Raw genomic sequence first — 21,120 nt, 5'->3', positions numbered from 1 at the left:
GCTGATCCGCTGTTTCATGTCGGCCCACTAGCGTCCAGTCGGCAGACTGGCTAACCTTGGCGAAGCGTAGCACGCCGACGTCACCACTGACGGTGCGGTCGACGGAATTTGGCGGCTCAATTGTGCCCGAGATCTTGGAGGTGCGACGATGATCCGAAAAGCATTGTTCTTTTTGGCTTTGATCGGCTGCTGGGGTACGCTCACGGTAGCAGAGGAGGCGGGAAAGCCCAAGGATCCGGTGCTCGAGCGCATCGATTTCATTTATAGCGAGATGACTCCATTGCAGTGGACGCCTCCGGCCGACCGTTGGCGGCACTTGAATCGAACGATCGACATTCTGCGACGTGGCGGCACCCTCCGGGTGGTCATGCTCGGGGACAGCATCGTCAACGATACAAGTCGTTCTGCATGGGAAAAGCTTGTCGAGCGCCACTATCCAGGCGCTCGTATTGAAAAGATCACGTCCGTCCGCGGCAGCACAGGATGCTGGTACTACAAAGACCCTGCCCAGCTTCAAGAATACGTTCTCAAGTATCACCCCGATCTGCTCATGATCGGGGGGATCAGCCATCGCGAGGATGTCGAATCGGTGCGAGAAGTCATTCGCTGGGTTCGAGCTGAGTTGGAGCCCGACCCTGATATTCTTCTTATGACGCCCTGTTTCGGACACAAGGACCCGCGTGTGGATCCCGAGTGGACTTTCGAGGTTCCTTCAGACGGTGACAGTTTTCGCACACGCTTGAAAAGACTTGCTGAGGAAGAAAAGACGGGTTTTCTGGACATGACGGGACCGTGGGGGCAGTACATCCGAACGTGCGGCGAAGATATCCACTGGTTTAAGCGGGATATCGTTCATGCGAATGCGAGGGGCGAGGCGATCCTCGGTAGAATTCTCGAGAAATTCTTTGCTCCCTCGCCTATTCAATAAAGGCTCTCACCGTCCGGCGGGGATAAAACGTGTGATTGTTCCCGAACGCGTTGCGCCCAGGATGAGCGCGCGACGTCGAGCTGGGTCTGGGTGCTCGGGCGATCCCTGAGACCAAGTCGAAGTGTGCCCGAAGACGCCTGAAAGGCAGCCTGTTTGACATCGTCGCTCGGCGTCGGCACGTCTGAACCGGCAATCGTCTCAGGTGCGTTCTGGTACGGTTGCCAGGAACGACTGGCGATTGCATCATCTGGGAAGAACGATTGACCTGTAGAGAGTCGCACAAGGGTTTCCCTGGCCAGCTCATGACCTGGATTGATGGCGAGCGCTTTCTCCAGTGATTGTCGTGCTGCGTCTACCTCAGTCCGGACCCACTGGACATAGGCCAGATTGTACCATGCATCAGCCTCGCTCCCGCCCCGGCGGAACTGGTCTAGAGCTTCCTGATAGCGGCCCTGATAGCCGTAAACAAGCCCCAGATTGTTGCGGTAGCGCTCGTTAGCAGGGGAGATCCCCACCGCTTTGAGCAGTGCCCGTTCGGCCTTGTCGAGTTTGCCCTGCAACAGGTAGCAGTAGCCCAGGTCGTTAAACAGATCCGGGTCTTTCGGATTGAGCCGAATAGCCTGTGCATAGAGTGATTCGGCTTCCAGAAACCTTTGCTGCCGATCACAGACGACGGCGAGACGATGGTATGCCTCGTACCGATCGGGAGCCCAGACAATCAGGCGTTCGTAGATTTCCCGAGCGGCGTCGAGTTTTCCGGCACGCTCTAGGGTCCGGGCCTTTGCAAGCTGAGCTGCGTATTCGGCGTCCTGCTGAGGATTCTTTTTTGGTTGTTTGGGAGACGAAACCTGATCAGGCGCTGCGTTTCGGGAGGCCTGGTTGGCAAGACCGGAACTCGGTCCCTGGCGGCTGCCTGTCATGCTTTCCGGAGACCAGGGATAGGAGCGACACCCGCACCACGTAAGAGCGCCAGCAATCACCAGGCCCGTGACGACCCTCCATGCTCCGATATTCCGGCCGGTCCTTGTCATAAACGTGAACCGTTTCCTCCGAAGGGGCCTTCTGTCGTGCGCCCGAACTGGTCAAATCAAAGTCGACCGTCACAAACTCGCCCTCATCGGCCGACTGTATGAACTTTATCGAAAAGAGCGGTACTTCGCCTTGACACAATGTCTTTTCAGTGATTCGGCCCTCTGTCAGCGTGGCGTCTTCTCAGTTTCACTGTCCTGTTGAGGGGGCTGCCCCGGCGTTTTGCGCGGCGGATTGAAGACGCGAGGAACAACCGGTTTCCGATTCGCCGCTTTTATTCGGTTCACTGCGGATTGGCCTGTGTGTTGGGCGAGAATTTTGTCGGCCTGCAAGAGGTTCTCCCGGAGAGTATCTTTTTCCTGGGAATTTCGCTCCGCAATATTGTCTTCTGGAGTATTGTCCAGCAGGTCGAGCAAAGCCTTAATAAGCGGCGAGCGTGGGCCTTCCGTAGGCGGCATTTTGCTCCCATCTTGTGGGGATTTCTGGGGCTCGGCCGGTTGTTTCCGGTTCACCTGCGGCGACTGAGGGGACTTCAGAGCCTGGGCGAGCTGGTTGTCGGAATCAAGGAGTATTCGACGCAGCTCTCGTTTCTCCTCCGGATTGACGTTGGGGAGGTCATCCAGCGCCTTGAGGAGCCGACGCACAATCTCCGTTTGCACTTGATTGTCGGCTTTTTCGCGCTGATCCTGGTTACCTTGTCTGGCAAGCTGCTGAGGCTGGTGGGAAGAGATAGTTCTAGGAGATTTGGCCGACTTTCGCTGGTGGGCAGGCGGCTGATCTGCCTCGCCCAACGCAAGCCACGCGGCAATTCCCAGCCCGGCGAAGACAAGAAATCCGATTCCCATAATTCTCAAACGGTGGCGAAGCATGTTCTAGTACCCGCGATACGTGATAAGTGAGACGGTTTAACTCTGCGAAAACAGCCAATCTGGTTCTACTAAATAGTTTAGTCAGGCGGGTTAATGCAATCAAAATTGCTGTTATGCGCTAAATGAGAGGGATGAATGAAGAAATGCCGATCTTAGGCGTACCGTTTTAAGATCCAGTCCATCAGGCGCGGTGCCAATCTACTTAATAGGACCATTCCCTTTCCCCACGGGTGAGGGATGATTTCGGCCTTGCCTTTTATGATGGCCCGGACCATGCGCCGCGCAACATACTCAGGTGACACGGGTGCCGGTTCCGGCCAGGCCGGTTCTTTACCCTTTTCGAGGGGACCGTCGAACAGTTCCGTGCGCGTTCGGCCGGGACTGACTACGAGCACATCAATTCCGTGTCGCGACAATTCTGCGCGGATTGATTCGCTGAAACCGTGGAGAGCGAACTTGCTTGCACAGTAGTAGGCCCTCCAGGGAATGCCTCGATGGCCCAGAATGGAGCTCACATTGACAACGATCGGGCGCTGACCCTTTTTGAGAAGCGGTAGGGCATAATAGGTGATTTCCACGGGGGCGAAGAAATTGAGCTCCATAACCTGGCGGAGGATTTCCGGAGGTGTATCCTCGAAACGGCCGAGGGCACCCGTACCGGCATTATTGACCAGTAAATCAATCGCGCCGAGCTTCCTGGCCGCGAAGTTCACCGCCTCTCGGCGAACGAGAGGATCAGACAGATCGCAGGCAAATGGGAAGACTTCAGCACCGATGGAGCGCACTTTTTCCGCAAGTTCGGCAAGCCGTTCCGCCCGCCGGGCCACCGCCACAATCCGCGGCTGGTAGGGCACGAGAGCCTCCACCAATGCCCGGCCGATACCACTCGACGTCCCTGTAATGAAAGCCCGCACGTTTTGCAGATCGCGTCTGGCCATGGTTCTCGGTTTCCTGCGAGGCTAAGCGGTGTCGCCTGCAATGCCAGGGTAGTGGATAGCGGTACCCGGGACAAGGTCTGATTTATTCTGACGGCGCACCGGCCGGTTTATGTGTGATCTTCCCCCGGGATCACACCCGTCGGTTCAAGTTCGATCCGGGATTGCTCGATTTCAGGAGCCGGATTTTGCTCCTGGCCCGATCCGTTATGCCGCGTCCGGCGTACAGACGCCCCAAGCCGCTCAATTCGAGGAAGATACTCCTCCGGCAAACGGCAGCGGATGGTGAGGCGATTCTCATGATGGTACCGCTGCGAGAACACTTCGCCGTGGGTTTTTACAAAAACTGCCACGCGGGCGTTATCGACCGTCGTTTCCACATCGACCTCGATGAACTTGCGGGCCAGAAGCTCAGACACCATTTGTGTTAGCTGCGCGAGACCTTCTCCCGTCTGAGCGCTGATGGGAAGGGCCTGCGGATAGCGATCGAGCAATGCATCCACGCGGCGGCGATCCGCAATTCGGTCGATCTTGTTGATGACCAGGATGGTGTCTTTGCCTTCAATCCCGATTTCCTCAAGGACGCGGTAAGCAGCGCTGATTTGCTGAAGCACCGCAGGATTACTTCCGTCGGCGACATGGAGCAGCAGGTCCGCCTGTCTCGCTTCTTCGAGCGTGGCTTTAAAGCTCGCGATGAGATGGTGGGGCAGATCGCGAATGAAGCCGACTGTGTCGCTGAGCAAAACGGGGCCCCATCCCGGAAGTTGCCAGCGGCGGGTACGGGTATCGAGGGTGGCAAACAATGCGTCTTCCACATACACGTCAGCATGAGTGAGTGAGTTCATGAGAGTGCTTTTACCCGCGTTTGTGTACCCCACTAAAGACACGGTTTTGAACTGTTTGCGCGCGATCACCTCGCGCTGCCGCCTTCGGTGAATGACCTCCAGTTCGCTGCGGAGTTCATGGATCCGATGGGCGATGAGACGGCGGTCCATTTCCAGTTGCTTTTCACCTGGTCCGCGGAGCCCCACGCCACCCTTGGTCTGCCGTTCCAGGTGAGTCCACATCCGCTTGAGCCGGGGTAATGTGTACTCAAGCTGTGCCAGCTCGACGGCGAGCTGGGCTTCGTATGTTTGGGCACGACGGGCAAAAATGTCGAGAATCAGTTGCGTCCGATCGAGAACCCGGGCGCCGACTTCCCTTTCGATATTGCGGCCTTGTGCAGGCGACAGATCGTTGTCGAAAATAACCAGGTCGGCGCGAAGGCTGCGGACAAGTTTTTTCACATCTTCGAGTTTTCCACGGCCAATAAACGTGGCGGCATCGGGTGCCAACCGGCGCTGCGTGACCTGCCCAACCACATTGACACCCGCCGCGTCCGCCAATCCTGCCAGTTCGGCAAGGGGAGGATCTTCAATTGTTGTCGTGGGGAGAATGACCCCAACCAGTACCGCTTTTTCAGGTTCGCGATTCAACCGAATCGTCGTGCCGTTCCGGCGTTTCACGGCGCTCAACACCTCCTTCCACAGGATGGGTTTGTTGCGTTGACACTACAACTCTTTTTTGCGAATGGTGCCGAATAACCCACTTTGAGTTTCATTATTATTCCTCTTCCAGCTCAACTTCTTCATCCAGGACAAGGTGGCAGTAGCTTTCGTACCGCCGCTCGTCGATCCAGCCGTCTGCCACAGCGTCCTTAACTCCGCAATCCGATTCTTGAATGTGCAGGCAATTGGGGAACTTACACCGATTGACGTACGGCCGAAGATCCCGAAAGTAATTGACCACTTCCTCCGGCTCGACATCCCATAGTTGAAACTGCCTGATTCCAGGCGTGTCGGCCACGTACCCACCGAAACGGAATCGATACAGTCGGGCCGTTGTGGTGGTGTGCCGACCTTTTTCAGTGTCTTCGCTAACCGGTGCCGTGGGGATTTTAAGATCGGGATCGAGTGCATTGAGGAGCGAGGATTTACCCACCCCGCTTTGACCTGCCAGGACGCTCACGCGGTCTTTGAGTGTGCGGATCAAGGCCGACAGACCAAACCCGCTCAACGCGCTGACCAAAAGCACTCGATAGCCCAATTGGCTGTACAGCCCCACCAGCGGCATGAGGTCTGCCCGATCGACCAGATCAACCTTATTGATGCAAATCACAGGTTCGACACCTGATTTTTCCGCAGCCACGATCATCCGGTCGATGAGGTGCGGCTTGATCCGCGGCATGGCCGCACTGCTTACGATGAGCACCTGATCGACGTTGCTGACAATCACATGCTGCTTGCCCTTCGATTCCCGACTGATGCTACCGCGGCGGGGAAGGACCGTTTCAATAACGCCTTCGCTGGGATTCTCGGGCAGGGGATAAAAATAGACTTTGTCCCCGGTGACCACAACGTGACGCTGGTCGGTGGCCAGCCGCTTGAGAAGCCGTCTCACCACGCAGCGGTACGAGTTGCCCTGGTCATCTTCGACGAGACACATCAGCCCTTGAACGGCGATAACCCGACCGAGTCTGCTGTCGGGATGGCGAGCGGGAAGCACCACGGGAAGGGGGGACTCACCTTCTTCGGAAACGTCTTCTCCGATGACGGTCCCACGCCGGGTGAGTTCGTTTTTCCCACCGACCCGTTCCTCCCGGACTAAATCGTCGTCGAGCACCTCCTCTTCGTTGAGGACGCGGTCGGTGAGATCTTTGTCCCTGGTTCTGGGGGCACGATTCTTCCGAAACTCGACCCGGTACTTCTTCCTGTGCTCTTTACCCATCTAACCCGTGACGCGCCGTTCGGGGCGTCTCCAGAAGGAAATCATGCAGGGACGGCTGTCGTAAATCCTGCGGCTCTCCCAGCCCGCGACGAATTATCGCGATTGCGGTCCCGGACGCCGTCGCAAGCCTTCAAGAACATCGTACCGCGGTTCCTCATGATCGGAAAGAGTTTCCTGTTTTTCCTTGTCCGTGCCGGGTTTCGATGGCGTCATCTCCTCTTCGGTTCGCTTCGGCTTGACCAATCCGGCTCGTTCCAGCAGCGACCGCGCGAAAATGTCCTGTTCCAGAGTGTCGGGAGGGGGAGGTCCCACCGCTCCCAACTCGATGGGATTGTATCGGATTTCGTATTGATGCTTGGCGATAGACAGGATCGAACCGGGGTCGAGGCGGCGCTCTTTCACCCGGACACCGTTCACTTTGATCCCGTTCGTACTGTTCAGGTCGCGAACGTACCAGTAACCCGAGACCACGAACAGTTCGCAGTGCTGGGCGGACACATTTGAGAATCGAAGAACAATGTCGCAATTCTCTCTGCGTCCTACGATGAGCCGCTTTTTTAACAAAGGAATAGGGTCGCCACCACCGAGGGGAATCAGCTCTCCAAACATAGGGTTGCCTGTTCTCTGTTCCTTGAAAAGTTTCTGCTGCGCCCTTACGATGCCCTTAGAACCTGTTCTGCTTTCAGAAACCGCCCTTTTAGTGTAAGCCCGAAATGCGCGAACGTCAACAAATAGGCATGTCTGTCATCCGGCAATCCCTCCGGCCTGTTCCGGAGGTCGATTGGCGTGCCCTGGGAAAACGCTATTTCAATCTTAGTTTGTATTATCGGCATACATTTGGGGGAGAAACCTGGAAAATCAGCGTGGACGGCGGCTTCCACTGTCCGAATGCGGATGGCACAATCAGCCGCTTTGGCTGCACGTTTTGCAACATCGCGAGTTTCAGTCCCAGTCGCCGCTACGACCAGCCTGCTAGCGTGGCGGAGCAAATTCGCCGGGCTATCGACAACTTCAAGAAACGGCGGTCCATCGACAGGTTCATCGCCTATTTTCAACCGGGGACCAATACGTACGCACCATTACCGGTCCTCAAGGCGATGTTTTCGGAGGCTGTGACGGTTCCCGGTGTTGTGGGCCTGGCCATCGGAACGCGACCAGACTGCCTCCCCCCAGAAGTATTAGATTTTCTCGCGGAATTGAGTCAGAAAATCTGGCTGAGTGTGGAGATCGGTCTGCAATCAGCTCATGACGCCACACTTCGACGAATCAACCGGGGGCATACGTTCGAGGATTTCAGGCAAGCTGTGTGGGCCTGTGCGGCGCGGAATCTTCGGGTTTGCGCCCACATTATGTTTGGCTTGCCGGGCGAGACCCCTGAAATGATGCTCGGTACGATTGCTGCCCTGGCAGATTTGCCGATTCACGCTGTAAAAATTCATAATCTCTATGTGGCGCGAGATACCGCACTGGCGAAGATTTACGCCGCAGGAATGTATCGCCCGCTTGAGCAGCACGAATACGCCGAACTGGTCGTGACTGCCTTGGAGAGGTTATCTCCGGCGATCGTGATCGAAAGGCTGACGGCCGAGACATCGGACGAGTATCTGATCGCGCCCGACTGGTGCCGTGATAAATCGGGCACACTACGACGGATCCAACAACTTCTGGACGAACGGGATACATACCAGGGCAAGTTGTGGGAACAGACGGCGGGAAATGTCGCGGCTGCATCACGTGATAGCGAGACGGGCCGAAGCGTATAATCTTTATGGAGCACGGAGCGGGCTGGATGGCCGCCGGCCCGGTGTTTCGCCGGGCGGGAGGAAAGTCCGGGCTCCCCGGGATCGCGGTGGTGGGTAACACCCACCGGCCGAAAGGCTAGGGAAAGTGCCACAGAAACTAGACCGCCTCGCGGTCCCCACCGCGCGGTAAGGGTGAAAGGGTGAGGTAAGAGCTCACCAGCAGGCCGGGTGACCGGTCTGGCTAGGCAAACCCCACCGGGAGCAAGGTCAAGCAGGGGGGAGTGAGGCGCAAGCCTCCGCGGGTGATCCCGACCGCCAGCTTCAACCCCCGGGTAGACCGCTGGAGGGGCCGAGCAATCGGCCTCCTAGATAAATGGCCATCGCCCTGGATAATCACCAGGGTACAGAACCCGGCTTACAGGCCCGCCCTCGTGCTCCTTCGTTTTTTGCCCCGCATCAGCCCCCAACCGGGGCAACTCACTCTGCTGGTTCCTGTTCTCGTTGGGGAAGTTCGTCGGGCGTTTTTGAATCGGTGCTCACGCCTCGCACGGTGATATCCCCACCCCGATCAAATTGTCGCAAAGGTGGAACCAAACGTGCGTCGATCAGTTGAGCGAGCTTAGAGATGCACAGTCGGTTGATGCTTGTTTTCAGAGCATGCGCCTCTTCGGCAAGGGCATCGTGAAGGCTTTTGGGAATCCTTAGCGTGATAACACTGACGGCCTCCGTCTTCGCAGCACGCCCCTCCTGAACTCGGCGCAAGCTGGCCAGCATTTCCTGAACCCTTCGATGGGTGGCCGTCTGTTCGAAGAAGCTCAGCTCGTCAGGCGTGGGAAAAAGTCGCCGAATAAGGCCCTCCGGTCCCAGAAGTTCTTTGAAGAAAGTGGTCCACGCCACGCCTGCCGCGAAAAGTTGATCTGCCTTCTCTTCGATCCGCCGGCAGCGTTCTTCCACGCTTCCCCTCGTTTCGTTCCTCCGGAGACTGTCAGCCAGGTCCATCAGCCAATCCCTCCTCGAATTTTTCCAACCACTTTTGATCAACCGCGTGCCAAGCGGTATCCCGATCGATGAATGGGCGTCAACACCGACTCAAGATGGGTCGAGCGAGCGTATTCGCGTTAAACTTCGCGGGTCTACTGCCCATTGTAAAGGCACTCAACAGGCCACAGAAAAAGACTTGACATCCACCTGGACGCTACAGCTCGTCATAACTGTGGCAACAACTGTGGCAAAGGGAAGAGATGAAGTCAAGCGAAATCTGAGAAATTTGCCCCGCCAGTGATGCCCGGCAACGCATGCAATGCCATAAGTGCTTGCACAGTAATAAGATACGTAACTACCGGGACGAGGGAGTGTCCACCCTCGCGGCACAACACAACCAAGGTGGGAGTGAACGGGGCTTCGACGTCTGTCAAACAATTCATGGTCAAAACAAAAAACCGCCCAAATTGGGCGGTCAAAACCACTTTCATGGGGTGCCAGACCTTCAGCGTTGTCGTATGATCAGGACCGATAGCGACTCAGCGGAGCAAAAACGCGGGTGTGCTCTCCGAGAGTGAAACTCGTAAATGGCAGTCCGGGGCGATCCCCAAAGCTCAGGCAGAGCTCAGAAGCTCTGCCGCAACTTTGTCAAAGAACTTGACGCACTCGGCGATTTCGGGCAAGGAGTTTTCCCAATTGTACTCATATTCAATGGAGAACACTGCTTTGATCCCCTGGCGTTTAATTTCCTTGAGCAAGGCAGGGACGTCCGCCTGGCCGGTGCCCCAGGGGACGTCATGGGCACCCATCCCGTAGCGGTTGAGGTCTTTGAAATGGAACGAAATAATCCGGCCTTCCAGTTTCTTAATGGCTTCCAGGGGATTGATCTCCGACCGCATCCAGTGTCCGGTGTCCGCACAGGCACCGATTCGCTTGCTGCGTCCCTCGCAAACTTTGAGAACGGTATCGGGGTTCCAGTAGGTTGAAGGTTTCGGATGGTTGTGGATCGCCACATTGATTTGGTATTCCTCGCACAGCTTTTCGATAATGTCGAAGGCGTCGAAGGGCGGTTCGGAGACGATCGTTTCGATGCCCATGTCTTTGGCGAAATCGAAGACGCGACGGCACGCGCCCTCATTGGCGGGCAGTCCCACCACGCCGTAATTGACCAGCTTCACTCCAGCGTCGGCAAGCCGTTTTTTCACTTCCTTACGATCTTCAGGCGAGAGTGACTCATTGGTCTTGGCGTCTGGTTTCTCTTTGGACAGGGTCTGGCCCGGGTAGGCTTCGATGTAATGGAGCCCCAGTGAGGCAGTCTTTTCAATGGCTTCGTAAAACGTAAAACGATTAAAGCTGTAGGCCTGGCAGCCGAGACGCCATCCCAACTTTTCGGCGTGCGGGGCACCTTCAGCCAGTCGCTGCCCTTCTGCCAGCGACGTCCTTAACTGAAAACCTGTGAGCCCACCAGCCAGCACAGCCACTCCTGTTGTCTTGACGAAATCCCGGCGAGTAACAAATGTCTGACTCATGCTGCATCTCCTTTCCGAATTGGCCAGGAAGAACATGTTAGACAACTTGCTCCTGGCGAACCTACGAGGTCCCCTTTCGGGGAGCAAAACACCACACAAGCATCCCATTATAGTTTGGCCTTCGTTGCATGAACACAGTTGACGCATGGTTGTGTTGGTGGGATGGCGAAAGGTGGGCGTTCGCCCCAGGTAAACGACTCAAGACTGAGGCCTTGAGGTCAAAGCGTTACTGGACCACGATTGTTCCGCAGACCAAGCCCGCTATCTTGGTTTGCGACAATTTGCACACGCGTACGCTGCGAACACTGTACGAGCCTTTGCCACCGGCCGACGCCTATCGGCTTGCCTGACACCACGATATTCGTCATACCCAGGCAGCCGCACCGCAAGGGTACTCGGTGAGGCTAAATCTGACATCTGGCAGATGTGATTCGACCGCCCGCAAGACCTTGACCGCCTCGCGAATAACCTCGGGACCGATGCCATCCCCGGGCAAAACGGCAATTGTGAACGTCGTCTCCACCATGTGTTCATCTCCGAACGAGAATGACCCAATCTTCGTTTTCATCTGCCGGCGGCCGGCCCAGGTCCACTTTGCCACCGCCTGAAACCTCCTTTACGGAGCCCGCGAGCAACTCGCCTCCGCGACGGGGATCATACCACCGGACGGAGAACATTCCCGATGTACCGGAGAGGTCCAGCTCACACGTCCCACCCGTGGGCAAATAGACGACGTACACCTCGCCCGGCAAGGCCAGGCAATAACGTGAATTGTCGTTTTTCGCGTTTCCTACCAACTCATCTGCGTTGGCCATCTTCCAGAACGGGACATGAAACTTCGAGAAGAATTCAAGGGCAATGCGGCAATAGTCCCAGGAACGGTCACGGCTTCGATAGTCTTCACACTTCAAATCGTTTTGGGGAAGCTTGTACCCAAAGTAATATTCGACGCCGGCACCACCCGCCATCAGATTTCCCCACAACGTGTATTTACGAATGTCATGGAGAGTATAACCGGGATCTTCGGGTTTCGAACGGGCTACGCCGTCGAAGCCTTCATAGCCGGGATCGGGCGGAACACCCAAATCCGCCGGTCCTTGCTCGTCATTGGCAACCACCCACGGACGCCCCGCTTTTGCTGACGCCTGCACCCATCGGAGGGTACGTTGATGAACTTCCCGCCAACCGTTTTGCAACGAAGCACCCGTTAACAGCGATTTGTCGCCCAAAAGCTCGGAATACACCCGATCCTGCCAGTTTGGAAATGTGTGAATAACAATAGGATGTTTGTACGGGTCCATCTCCCACAAATACCGAATCATCGCCCGTTGCTCTTCCGGCGACTGCGTGTTTTCTTCCCCAATATTCCAGTTTAACGCCAGGTTGTGTGCGAACCTCGCGATTAATTCGCGGCAATAAAGTTTGCGCTCCGGCCCGAGCGCTCCACCATCCAGAGATTCCGGGACGACCTTCTTGTCTGCCTTATCGCCCACACGATTGTCATCCATTTCCTGCTCTTGGAGTTTGAAATGCAGATACAACCCCAGAGATGTCGCGTGGTCAAACACGATTCCCCACTGGTCAAGTTTTGAACAGTCGTAATGGAGTTTGTCATTCCGTTCCACGAATGGCCACACGTTATCCCCGTCTCCGCCCGCGTTGTAAGTGATAAAAGAGAAGGCGTTGACGCCTTTCGATGCCAGGTAGTTGAGTGCCCCGATCATCCCTTTGCCTTTTCCACCCTTCCAACTAGGATCGCCCGGCCGCCAGTCGTGGACATGGGCGGACCAGGTGTGTAAGGGAACACCTTTTTTCATGGCAATGGTGCCATCGAAGTCTTCGTAAGCCAAAAAAGTTTCCGGGGCATCCGCACCGGCCTTCAGGAAAAACTCCTGACTGCCCAGAAATTGCAAATGGTGTTTGCCCACATAGGCCAGTCGTCCCTTGGCGCGAAAATCACGTCCTGTCTTGTCCGTCTCTGCGATCGTGAATTGTCCGCTGATCCCATGATAGGGCGCCAATGGTGTTCCCTGTCCACCAATCGCCGCATGTTTTCCTTTCAAAAAGGAAATGCGATAACTCCAGACGCCCGGCTTGTCAGGAGCCAGATGGGCACGCCAGCAATTCCCCGCCTCGGCGGAGGTCTCCGCGGCTTGGCCGTCAGCAGCGAAATAACCCGGCACACGGTACACCGGCTCGCCCGACTCGTGCCGGAACTCCACAGTGAAGTTGTAGTCGGTAAACGGATTCGGAGCGTTATCCCGCTCATGCGCAAAAGGACCAGCCAGAGTCAATGTGACCTTGTGCCACCGTTTTAATTCTCCAGAAATGGTCACTTTACCGTCACCATCGCGGTGGTCTTCGGCACGGGCGGAACGGGCTTGGACATGCCACGCGAAAACCACTGCCGTGACAAGACCAAAAACCAGGGCAAAATGTCTTCCACCCATCATGAGCACCTCTCCTTTCGATTCAGGTGTTGCCGGACCGTGAGCTACTGACACTTTCGGTATGACGCGGCTGGCCATTCCGCAGACGGGGGCAGGCCGTGTTCGCTTCATAATCTATGAACTAATGTAATTATCATGACGGCTGCTCACCATGCAAAAAAGCACAAATTTTCTATGATTTTTCATCATCTCACGTGATGCTGACCTAACGGAATGGCACGTCAGCCAGATTTCCCCCGATAGGCCTTGCGAAAATCCCGTGGGGGCTGTCCTAGTGCTCCGTCACAGGATGATTTTTGAATAGACAGACTTCAGTTTGCGGCGGACATCTTCCGCGGTCATTTGCCTGTCGACGCCGCGCTGCCGGGCGTTGAGGTCTGCCGACCACGCCGCAATTTGCTCCTGAAGAAGACGTAGCTCCTCCAGACGACGCCCCGCCAGACACTGTCGGGTCAAACAGCCGAGCTCGCACTCCGCCACGTTCAGCCAACTGCCGTGTTTCGGCGTGTATACAAACTCAATGCGGCGAACATACTGACGAGCCCGCTCCGCCGCCGAAACCGGGAAATGGTGGTCTTGTGCGGAAAAGCATCCTTCCCCAGGTCTAAGGCCAGAAATTACTGCACCGCAGGGCTATCGTGCATCAGCTCTTTCGTCAGCGGGTCCGACAGTGCGTAGCAAATCTGAAGGGAATCCAGCTTGAGCATCCCGATCGCTGGCTTGGCCGGTCGTACTGGTCCCTCATTGTGCGGATAGAACGGCTTGATAATGGCAATGAACTCCAGCCGGACCATAATTTTGTCCATTAACTGGAGAAATCCAGCGAACTATGCCGTGCTGGTACTCCTTCTATTTCTATCAACACTTGTATCGCCTCAGTTTTTAATGCCGTTATACAGGAATTGTGCAGAGCTTCCAATCACATCTTCAACCTGTTCCAGAACAATCTCACAACTAAGATTGGTCGGACCAATGTTTCGCAAAAACACAAACCACCGGGGCACCACTGTCCGGATCAATTCCAATTTCCACTTGACGCCTGGCGTTAAACTGTTGCCGTCGAAAACGACGTCAAGTGGCTGATTCGACGGCAGGTTGAGCGTTGCACGTCCTCCTTGGTGGGTGTAAATACCCAGGGCTACCGGAAACACGCTGTCCTCCAGCGTGATATCGGCAAGGCCGGAAGCAATGAGGGCATCCGGCCGTCGTCCTGCCCGAAAACGCTTTCCCTTAAGAATGCCGGGGCTTTTGTCGGAAGAGCTGATTCCGTAAGAAAATTCAACAACCGTATCCTCCGCGTCCCAAAGGCCATCGTAAAGATGGAACACTGTATGGATGGCTGTGCCCGCGCGATCTGTGCCCCCGATGATCGTTTTCCGTGTGATTAGCTTTCCACCCTGCCAATCGACGATGTGCTCGCGGGATTTCTGCCCAACAAGCTCAACGTGGCAGTTGCTCAAAGTGAGTTGCCCACCTTCTTTGAGAACAAGGCTGCCATCCAACACGATGTGCTGGTTGGAAACAATCTCATCCCCCGTCACGATCCAGTCGCCGTGACGTACCACCGTTTGATAGTCAGACGCTTCCGCCGAAACACAGAATGCCGCCAAAAGCGCAATGGAACCCACCAGATTCATGTTTACGACCCACTACGAACGGAACGGATTTGCAACCTGAGCGTGAAACCGCTCTTATTTGTTCTTGTTCATACGGCGTTGGACAAGGACTCAGTGCATTTCCGTTTTCACCTCGGACAAGGCCGGGCGATAGAAGTTGAACTGCACGTTGGGATGCTCCGCCAGAAGCGACATCGGTACCGCTGAATCGGCAATTCCCTTGGAAATCATGAGTGTCGTCAGTCGCATCCCAAACGGATTGTCGTGCATTCCGGCATGCCAGATAGAAACTTTCTCTGCCTTCCAGGTCTCCACGGGACCCACTGTGGCGGCCTTCGTGGGCACAAGGTGGACCTGTCCACCGCCAGACGTGCGAGCATTCTGCATGATCGTCGCCGGGTGCAGGTCGGTGATCCGCGTCTTGAGTTTGCGGTATTCGGCAGGGGGAGGTGGCTCGTCCTTCCATTTTCCCTGCCGCCTGGGCGGATCATTGAACGCCCAGTGCTTGATGTCGCCCTGACCACCCTGCATGACGACGCAGCGGATCTCGTCGAAACTTCGCGAATAGGCATCGAGGTCACCGATTGGAAAACGAATGTGATCCTTCGGCATCCTCAATTTGGGGTTGATGCGATTAAAACACAGTTCCATATCCGCCCGAGCAAAGCTCAACGGATGATCCATCGGCACCGGCTGGCCAGTCATCTCATCAACCCATTCGTCCATACCCCAGAAGTGGCCCTCGCGGACATCCAGTCCCAACTCATTCACCAGCCGGGCCACCAGCGGCAGTTGCTCCGTGGGGCCTATCGGACCGCAGATCCCACAAGGGTTATCTGCCGTGGATTGCCGCCAGGCATTGATGTACTCGAGAGCTTCCGCCAGATAGAACTCTTCCAACGTGTCGTACATAACGATCTTAAATCCTGGCCGGGCAAGTTTTTCTATCTGGCGTACGGTGAGTTTGGCGGCATCCTGCAGCAATTCCGGGTCCAAAGTCGTGTAGTCCCACCAATCTTTGGCAAGTTTGCTCAACGGCCGGGCCATGGCATGTTCCTTTCACCCAGAGCATCCCCGCTGTTTAGTACCGTCCGGATTTTGGCCTCATTATCAGAAAAAATTCGACGCAGTCAATCTCAACCACGGCTGATCCACACCCCATTTTGCATGGATCTGAGAGAACGGCAACGGCTCGATGTCTCGTGGGGGCAATTCATGAGTCCCCCAATGTTTTTACAAGAATTGAACTTGGCAGACAAAGATCGGTCCGCCAATTGGATTGTCCAAGGTCGCAAGATGGACCTGATAGGCAGGTCCCTCCGAGCTCACGCGAACCCGTGGGGACGTCCCCGTTCCCATCGCCTGCGGAAAAGCAGGGATGGGTCAGCGGGTGGCCTTCTGGACAAACGGATTGTTTTCACTCATAATCCCGCTTAACTTCTGAGAGGGCGACTCAAGCGGGCCCGGAGAATCTTGCGGTAGAGAGTATTCGCAATCGGCTGAAAAAAGGAGCGAGGAATGAGTGACGCCAACGCCACTCCGAGTCGCGAAAAGTGGTATCGGCTGCTGACAGGGTACCATTGGTTTGTTCTCATTGTGTGCACGGCCGGCTGGGCCTTTGACACTTTCGATCAGCAGCTTTTCAACCTAGCCAGACAACCGGCTATTCGTGATCTTCTGGGAACGGCGACGCCCGATGTCGTCAACTTTTACGGGGGATTGGCGACTGCCGTGATGCTTGTAGGATGGGCAACTGGCGGGATCGTCTTCGGCATCATGGGTGACAAGATCGGCCGCGCCAAGACGATGGTGCTCACCGTCGCCTGCTATTCGTTGTTCACAGGTCTTTCCGCGTTGAGCTTCGGCCTATGGGATTTTTTGATCTATCGCTTTATAGCCGGTTTGGGCATCGGTGGACAATTTGGACTGGGAACGGCCATTGTCGCCGAGACGCTGCCCGACAGAGCTCGGCCCCATGCCCTCGGATTCCTTCAGGCTTTCTCGGCGGTGGGAAATATTTCCGCCGGACTGGTTGGCATTCTGTTTTCACAACTTTTGCTGGCGGGATATATCTCCAGCCAGACGTGGCGGTGGATGTTCGGGGTGGGCATTCTCCCGGCCGTGCTCATCGTTTTTATCATGCTCTGGCTGAAGGAACCCGAACGGTGGAAACAGGCCGTGGCAGAAGGAAAGGCCGGAAAACAGAAAGCCGGCTCCCTCGTGGAATTGTTCGGCGATCCTCGGTGGCGTGTTCGTGCGATCGTGGGGATTATCCTCGCGGCGGCCGGTGTTATCGGCCTGTGGGGTATTGGCGTCTTCGGTGTGGATTTGGTGCAGTCGATCTTTCGGGCCAACATTACGCAAGAATACCGAAAGCAGAAAGCACCGGAGCAAGATCAAGTCTTTGTGGCCCTCGTATTCAAGACGCCGGAAGCACCCCAGAAGGTGAGCGAAGCAGGGATCTCGCCTCGCGATTTGATCGGCAAGTCTCCGGAGGATCGCGATGCTCAGTACCTGCTGGCTGCCGCCTTGACGCTCGCTGCTCGAGGGGAGCCGGTGACCGTCGAAAACGCTTTGCGCTTGCTCGATCAGCCGTGGACGGATGATGGTTCGGTGCTGGCGAAGCTCGACCGAAAACGGCAACCTCAGACGGCGGAAGATCGGGAACGCCGGCGCCTTTTCGTGATGGAGGCTGATGTTTCTGACGCTTCACTGGCCGACCATATCGCGCGAATTCAGGAGCGAACTAAAAACATTGGCGGCTATGTACAGCGCTGGGGAAGTATCCAGCTTCTCTTATTCAATATCGGTGCGTTTTTTGGCATCTATGCTTTCAGTATGGTAACGGACAAATTGGGCAGAAAATGGACGTTTGCTCTCTTCTTCCTGTTTGCCATGGTTGTGACAGCGTTTGTGTTTCTGACCATGCGTCGCTGGACCGACGTGTTGTGGATGGCACCTTTAATGGGTTTCGCGCAGCTTTCGGTATTTGGAGGCTATGCCATTTACTTTCCCGAACTATTTCCTACAAGGCTGCGGAGTACCGGTACATCGATGTGCTACAACATTGGCCGATATGTGTCCGCGTTTGGACCATTTCTGCAGGGCTATTTGAGCGGCGTCGTGTTCGCCAACTTTGCGGAACCGATGCGGGTGGCGGGAGCCACGATGTGCCTGTTCTTCCTTCTCGGAATTCTCGTGCTTCCGTTGGCGCCGGAAACCAAGGACCAGCCACTTCCGGAATAATAATTCGCAACACAGAAGTGACCATGGCGCAATGGCGGGCAGCAGCCGGAAAACGGCGGCGAATTTCGCTGCCGGGAGCTGATCTGCCATGGGCCAGCGCCTGCCGGAAATTGGCACATGGGCGAATTGTAGAAGGCACGGGTGTCTTCTACAGAGATGACAAGAATTGATTTATTGTTTGACGGAGGACGCGGCATGAAAAGCTATACAGAATATCTCACCTTCAATATTCCAAAGCGAATGGATTTTGTGAATATCACCCGGCAGGTGGAGGAAGCCGTCAAGAAGAGTGGCGTGCGGGAAGGGCTGTGTCTGGTCAATGCCATGCACATCACGGCCAGCGTGTTTATTAATGACGATGAGCCCGGGCTCCACGAGGATTACAAGCGCTGGCTGGAAAAACTGGCCCCCTACGATCCGTCACCGCAGACGTATCATCATAATCGGACAGGGGAGGATAACGGCGACGCCCATCATAAGCGGCAGATCATGGGTAGGGAAGTTGTGGTGGCTATTACCAATGGAAAACTTGATTTCGGCCCCTGGGAACAAATCTTTTACGGGGAATTTGATGGACGCCGGCCGAAACGCGTGTTGATTAAGATTATTGGTGAGTAAACATGATTACGATTATCGGTGAGTAAGTTAGCAACCTGCGGTCTGCTGCGAGAGAAACACCTCCCCTGTTTGTTGCCCCGTATCGGCGTTATTGAGTATCATCGCGAAAGCTGAAGAAAACTGCCTCGGCCATGGGGAACTGGAATTCGAAGCGGTCTCCGTCGCCGAGATTTGCGCCGCTTCGTTCATCCTGCACGTCGCGGACGGTCCGGTTCAGCCGCACAACAATGGGAATCGTCCGCGTCTTGAGCGATGTCGCACCGGTTTCACCAAACATGGAGCCGGTGACCGGAGCGTTCTGAACCACGAAGACAAAGATCCGACCACGATTCTTCCAGTAGCAGGTTTCGACGTTGGCAGGCCGACGGCCCTCATTGGTCACCTGGATCCAGGGGCGTATACCCGCGTCGAAAATGGGTGTTACGAAAGGCAGGCGAGACCTGTCATCGGCGGTGCCCTCTTCCCGGTACTGGAGGTATCGCTGGGGGGAGAGATTCACGTAAACCGCGGTGCCTTTGCCTACCTTTCTGAGCGTCAAAACGGGGAGCCGTTTTTCCGCGACAGCATAACCCTTGTGGAGCTGGCAGGGAATAGTGGCAAAAAGTTCCCGGTAGGATTTGTAGTTGTAGGCCGCATCCTGGTCCGTTTCCACCCAAAGTCTCTCCCCGAAGAAATCTTGTGCTCGCTCCGTTCCGTCATGCCTAACGCCGAAGAGGTCGTCAAGCGCTCCTCGCGTTCTTGCTTTTCCATGTTGATCGAACAAGCCGCAACAAAAGTCGGCGATGACCGTTCCACCCCGCAGACAGAATTCGCGAATTCGCTGCGCCTCGGCATCGGAGAGGGCATAACAGGCGGGAAGTATGAGCACCCGATATTCCTCAGGAATGCCGTGAAGAACCACCGTATCATAGGATATAAACGAGTATTGCAGGCCACTATCTGTGAGCATGTATTCCCAGGCCTTGCGAACCAGGTGCGATGTCCCCAATCGGTGATCATTGCCCCGATTCACCCATGTGCGGCCGTGAGCCTCGCTATCCAGGCACCATGAAACCTGGATCGATGGATGAGAGTAATAAATGGCAATTCCGTCATGGATCCACCGGGCACCCACGAGTTTAGGTCCCTGAACCTGGCCCAGTTCTTTCAGAGTAGAACGATATTCGTAGAGCCAGGGGCGCGGCTTTGTCCCGTCGAACCAACCCTCCACCCAGCCGATCATGCCCCGATTCCCGTGCGCAAAGTAATACCAACTCTGCCACACATCGTTGGCCGTTCCTCGCTCATCAGAGTGGAAATGTGTCGTGACCTGGGGAATGCAGTTCTGCGGATTGAGTGAGCGAATGATGGCCTGGGAGGAACCCAGATCGTAGGCTTCGATAAATTGGATTTTCTTCATCAATTTCGCATAATCGTAGCCGCCCCACATATTCGGAGACTGGCCGCCCACGAAGCCACACGGTGTCTCTGGATCAGTTTCATTGGCGACTTCGACCAGCCGTCCCAGAAAATTTGCCCAGACGGAATCGTTAAATGTGATGCGATCCAAAAGAGGCGATAGATCAATGTCTTTGAGCTGTCCTTTTAACTGAGGCAGTATTGCATCGGGTGTGACAAATTGCGCTTGGGGGCCTTTCCCTCCATAGTAATGGTCGAGCCACCGCTGATAGTCCTGATCGTCGGCGAGCACGCGCCAGGGGAGGGGCACGACGAAAATTCCCCACGAGATTTCATCGTCCAGAGCGTAGGCCACTCGCATGGGACTCTGCCGAAGCCGCGTGACGCGCTCCCGCACAAGAGCGGAGAGCTTCGCCAGGAGAGCCTCGTCGAGGGGTTTCAGCCCCTCCCGGTCCTGACGGATGGCCCGGGGATCACGTTGAAAGGCCTGAAAACGGGATCGCTGGTTGGCATCACGCAGGTACAGGTAACCCTTACCGGCGGTGTGATCGTTGTAAAAACGCAGGTTCCACTTTTCAAGCCACGCGAACGGGCCATCACCGTGGTCTGTGAAGCCGCCGTTAATCCCGAAGTCACGACAGAACTGACCTCCTTCGTCACCTGTCCCGATCGTCCACTGGTACCGCCACGGCATATACAGCCACGTGTCCCACCGGGCGGTGAGGGTCTGCCGGTCGTGTTTGACGGGCTGAAACTCGGGAGCTGTTGCAATATAGCGATAATAGGGATCATCAAGAGGTTCACTGCCCACCGCAGCCTGATCGGTCCAAATGACGAGAGTCAAAGTGGTACAGGTAACAGCGGCGCACCATCTCAATGGTTTCATATGACACCTTTTTCTGAATTTTTTGGCCCACTGGTAGGGACTAAATGATGTGGGCAAAAATGGCATGTCTCGATAGCAATTTGCGGCCAAGTGAACGTATATGCAAGCGCGTTGGTGCAAGTAAGTT

At 55.7% G+C, this 21,120-nt stretch carries 19 protein-coding genes and 1 other RNA gene; 5 read left to right on the top strand and 15 right to left on the bottom strand.

Translation table 11 applies throughout. From position 1 onward, the window contains the following. The first annotated feature begins 148 nt into the window (after positions 1-148). Complete coding sequence (locus THTE_RS14040; protein WP_095416017.1) at positions 149-928, top strand: SGNH/GDSL hydrolase family protein; 780 nt, start codon at positions 149-151, stop codon at positions 926-928. Here the strand turns inward: THTE_RS14040 and THTE_RS14035 are convergent. The 6 genes from THTE_RS14035 to THTE_RS14010 form a co-directional block, all read right to left on the bottom strand. Continuing rightward, a complete protein-coding gene (locus THTE_RS14035; protein ID WP_095416016.1) occupies positions 922-1,959 on the bottom strand; it encodes a tetratricopeptide repeat protein in 1,038 nt (345 codons plus the stop codon). The two genes, THTE_RS14040 and THTE_RS14035, sit on opposite strands and share 7 nt — an antisense overlap. A gap of 165 nt (positions 1,960-2,124) precedes the next feature. Continuing rightward, entirely contained in the window at positions 2,125-2,826 is a 702-nt protein-coding gene (locus THTE_RS14030; RefSeq protein WP_095416015.1) for a hypothetical protein, read from the bottom strand. Between the two features lie 152 nt (positions 2,827-2,978). Then, complete coding sequence (locus THTE_RS14025) at positions 2,979-3,764, bottom strand: SDR family NAD(P)-dependent oxidoreductase (RefSeq protein ID WP_095416014.1); 786 nt, start codon at positions 3,762-3,764, stop codon at positions 2,979-2,981. Positions 3,765-3,871: 107 nt separating this feature from the next. Next, complete coding sequence (gene hflX / locus THTE_RS14020; protein WP_237260152.1) at positions 3,872-5,266, bottom strand: GTPase HflX; 1,395 nt, start codon at positions 5,264-5,266, stop codon at positions 3,872-3,874. A 97-nt stretch (positions 5,267-5,363) separates the two neighbouring features. Next, positions 5,364-6,527: a ribosome small subunit-dependent GTPase A gene (rsgA, locus tag THTE_RS14015; RefSeq protein WP_095416013.1), complete on the bottom strand. Its 1,164-nt coding sequence runs from the start codon at positions 6,525-6,527 to the stop codon at positions 5,364-5,366. A gap of 93 nt (positions 6,528-6,620) precedes the next feature. Beyond that, positions 6,621-7,136, bottom strand: a complete 516-nt coding sequence (locus tag THTE_RS14010) for an FHA domain-containing protein (RefSeq protein ID WP_095416012.1) — start codon at positions 7,134-7,136, stop codon at positions 6,621-6,623. A 104-nt stretch (positions 7,137-7,240) separates the two neighbouring features. On the opposite strand from THTE_RS14010, the gene mnmL reads away from it, so the two are divergent. Further along, a complete protein-coding gene (gene mnmL / locus THTE_RS14005) occupies positions 7,241-8,290 on the top strand; it encodes a tRNA modification radical SAM protein MnmL/YtqA (protein WP_095416011.1) in 1,050 nt (349 codons plus the stop codon). Between the two features lie 14 nt (positions 8,291-8,304). Beyond that, an RNA gene (gene rnpB, locus THTE_RS14000) (RNase P RNA component class A) lies at positions 8,305-8,703 on the top strand. 43 nt (positions 8,704-8,746) lie between these two features. On the opposite strand, the gene THTE_RS13995 is transcribed toward rnpB, so the two are convergent. From THTE_RS13995 to THTE_RS13970, 8 genes are all read right to left on the bottom strand, one after another. Further along, a complete protein-coding gene (locus THTE_RS13995; protein ID WP_095416010.1) occupies positions 8,747-9,268 on the bottom strand; it encodes a toxin-antitoxin system HicB family antitoxin in 522 nt (173 codons plus the stop codon). 596 nt (positions 9,269-9,864) lie between these two features. Then, on the bottom strand, positions 9,865-10,779 hold the full coding sequence (locus tag THTE_RS13990; protein ID WP_095416009.1) for a TIM barrel protein: 915 nt from the start codon (positions 10,777-10,779) through the stop codon (positions 9,865-9,867). A gap of 364 nt (positions 10,780-11,143) precedes the next feature. Continuing rightward, the gene (locus THTE_RS18315; RefSeq protein WP_207651723.1) at positions 11,144-11,305 is read right to left on the bottom strand and encodes an isocitrate/isopropylmalate family dehydrogenase; all 162 of its coding nucleotides are present in this window, start codon (positions 11,303-11,305) and stop codon (positions 11,144-11,146) included. A gap of 4 nt (positions 11,306-11,309) precedes the next feature. After that, the gene (locus THTE_RS13985; RefSeq protein ID WP_237260151.1) at positions 11,310-13,232 is read right to left on the bottom strand and encodes a glycoside hydrolase family 140 protein; all 1,923 of its coding nucleotides are present in this window, start codon (positions 13,230-13,232) and stop codon (positions 11,310-11,312) included. A 279-nt stretch (positions 13,233-13,511) separates the two neighbouring features. Beyond that, positions 13,512-13,709 (bottom strand): hypothetical protein, encoded by a 198-nt coding sequence (locus THTE_RS18050; protein ID WP_157732114.1) that lies wholly within the window; start codon positions 13,707-13,709, stop codon positions 13,512-13,514. A gap of 137 nt (positions 13,710-13,846) precedes the next feature. Further along, positions 13,847-14,035, bottom strand: a complete 189-nt coding sequence (locus THTE_RS13980) for a hypothetical protein (protein ID WP_095416007.1) — start codon at positions 14,033-14,035, stop codon at positions 13,847-13,849. A 69-nt stretch (positions 14,036-14,104) separates the two neighbouring features. Next, positions 14,105-14,866 carry a hypothetical protein gene (locus THTE_RS13975; RefSeq protein WP_095416006.1) on the bottom strand — a complete coding sequence of 254 codons (762 nt, stop codon included), beginning with the start codon at positions 14,864-14,866 and terminating at the stop codon, positions 14,105-14,107. 90 nt (positions 14,867-14,956) lie between these two features. Beyond that, entirely contained in the window at positions 14,957-15,892 is a 936-nt protein-coding gene (locus tag THTE_RS13970; RefSeq protein ID WP_095416005.1) for a sugar phosphate isomerase family, read from the bottom strand. A 471-nt stretch (positions 15,893-16,363) separates the two neighbouring features. On the opposite strand from THTE_RS13970, the gene THTE_RS13965 reads away from it, so the two are divergent. Both THTE_RS13965 and THTE_RS13960 read left to right on the top strand, forming a co-directional pair. Next, a complete protein-coding gene (locus THTE_RS13965; RefSeq protein WP_095416004.1) occupies positions 16,364-18,091 on the top strand; it encodes an MFS transporter in 1,728 nt (575 codons plus the stop codon). Between the two features lie 195 nt (positions 18,092-18,286). Then, positions 18,287-18,709: a secondary thiamine-phosphate synthase enzyme YjbQ gene (locus THTE_RS13960; RefSeq protein WP_095416003.1), complete on the top strand. Its 423-nt coding sequence runs from the start codon at positions 18,287-18,289 to the stop codon at positions 18,707-18,709. An 88-nt stretch (positions 18,710-18,797) separates the two neighbouring features. On the opposite strand, the gene THTE_RS13955 is transcribed toward THTE_RS13960, so the two are convergent. Further along, on the bottom strand, positions 18,798-20,993 hold the full coding sequence (locus tag THTE_RS13955) for a beta-galactosidase trimerization domain-containing protein (RefSeq protein ID WP_095416002.1): 2,196 nt from the start codon (positions 20,991-20,993) through the stop codon (positions 18,798-18,800). Positions 20,994-21,120: the final 127 nt, after the last annotated feature.

It is taken from the genome of Thermogutta terrifontis, from assembly GCF_002277955.1.
Lineage (GTDB): Bacteria > Planctomycetota > Planctomycetia > Pirellulales > Thermoguttaceae > Thermogutta > Thermogutta terrifontis.
This window is presented reverse-complemented; position numbering and strand designations above follow the sequence as displayed.

Coding starts and splice junctions, on each gene's coding strand:
- THTE_RS14040 (WP_095416017.1), top strand. CDS start 149: ATGATCCGAAAAGCATTGTTCTTTTTGGCTTTGATCGGCTGCTGGGGT.
- THTE_RS14035 (WP_095416016.1), bottom strand. CDS start 1,959: ATGACAAGGACCGGCCGGAATATCGGAGCATGGAGGGTCGTCACGGGC.
- THTE_RS14030 (WP_095416015.1), bottom strand. CDS start 2,826: ATGCTTCGCCACCGTTTGAGAATTATGGGAATCGGATTTCTTGTCTTC.
- THTE_RS14025 (WP_095416014.1), bottom strand. CDS start 3,764: ATGGCCAGACGCGATCTGCAAAACGTGCGGGCTTTCATTACAGGGACG.
- rsgA (WP_095416013.1), bottom strand. CDS start 6,527: ATGGGTAAAGAGCACAGGAAGAAGTACCGGGTCGAGTTTCGGAAGAAT.
- THTE_RS14010 (WP_095416012.1), bottom strand. CDS start 7,136: ATGTTTGGAGAGCTGATTCCCCTCGGTGGTGGCGACCCTATTCCTTTG.
- mnmL (WP_095416011.1), top strand. CDS start 7,241: ATGCGCGAACGTCAACAAATAGGCATGTCTGTCATCCGGCAATCCCTC.
- THTE_RS13995 (WP_095416010.1), bottom strand. CDS start 9,268: ATGGACCTGGCTGACAGTCTCCGGAGGAACGAAACGAGGGGAAGCGTG.
- THTE_RS13990 (WP_095416009.1), bottom strand. CDS start 10,779: ATGAGTCAGACATTTGTTACTCGCCGGGATTTCGTCAAGACAACAGGA.
- THTE_RS18315 (WP_207651723.1), bottom strand. CDS start 11,305: ATGGTGGAGACGACGTTCACAATTGCCGTTTTGCCCGGGGATGGCATC.
- THTE_RS13985 (WP_237260151.1), bottom strand. CDS start 13,232: ATGATGGGTGGAAGACATTTTGCCCTGGTTTTTGGTCTTGTCACGGCA.
- THTE_RS13980 (WP_095416007.1), bottom strand. CDS start 14,035: ATGGACAAAATTATGGTCCGGCTGGAGTTCATTGCCATTATCAAGCCG.
- THTE_RS13975 (WP_095416006.1), bottom strand. CDS start 14,866: ATGAATCTGGTGGGTTCCATTGCGCTTTTGGCGGCATTCTGTGTTTCG.
- THTE_RS13970 (WP_095416005.1), bottom strand. CDS start 15,892: ATGGCCCGGCCGTTGAGCAAACTTGCCAAAGATTGGTGGGACTACACG.
- THTE_RS13965 (WP_095416004.1), top strand. CDS start 16,364: ATGAGTGACGCCAACGCCACTCCGAGTCGCGAAAAGTGGTATCGGCTG.
- THTE_RS13960 (WP_095416003.1), top strand. CDS start 18,287: ATGAAAAGCTATACAGAATATCTCACCTTCAATATTCCAAAGCGAATG.
- THTE_RS13955 (WP_095416002.1), bottom strand. CDS start 20,993: ATGAAACCATTGAGATGGTGCGCCGCTGTTACCTGTACCACTTTGACT.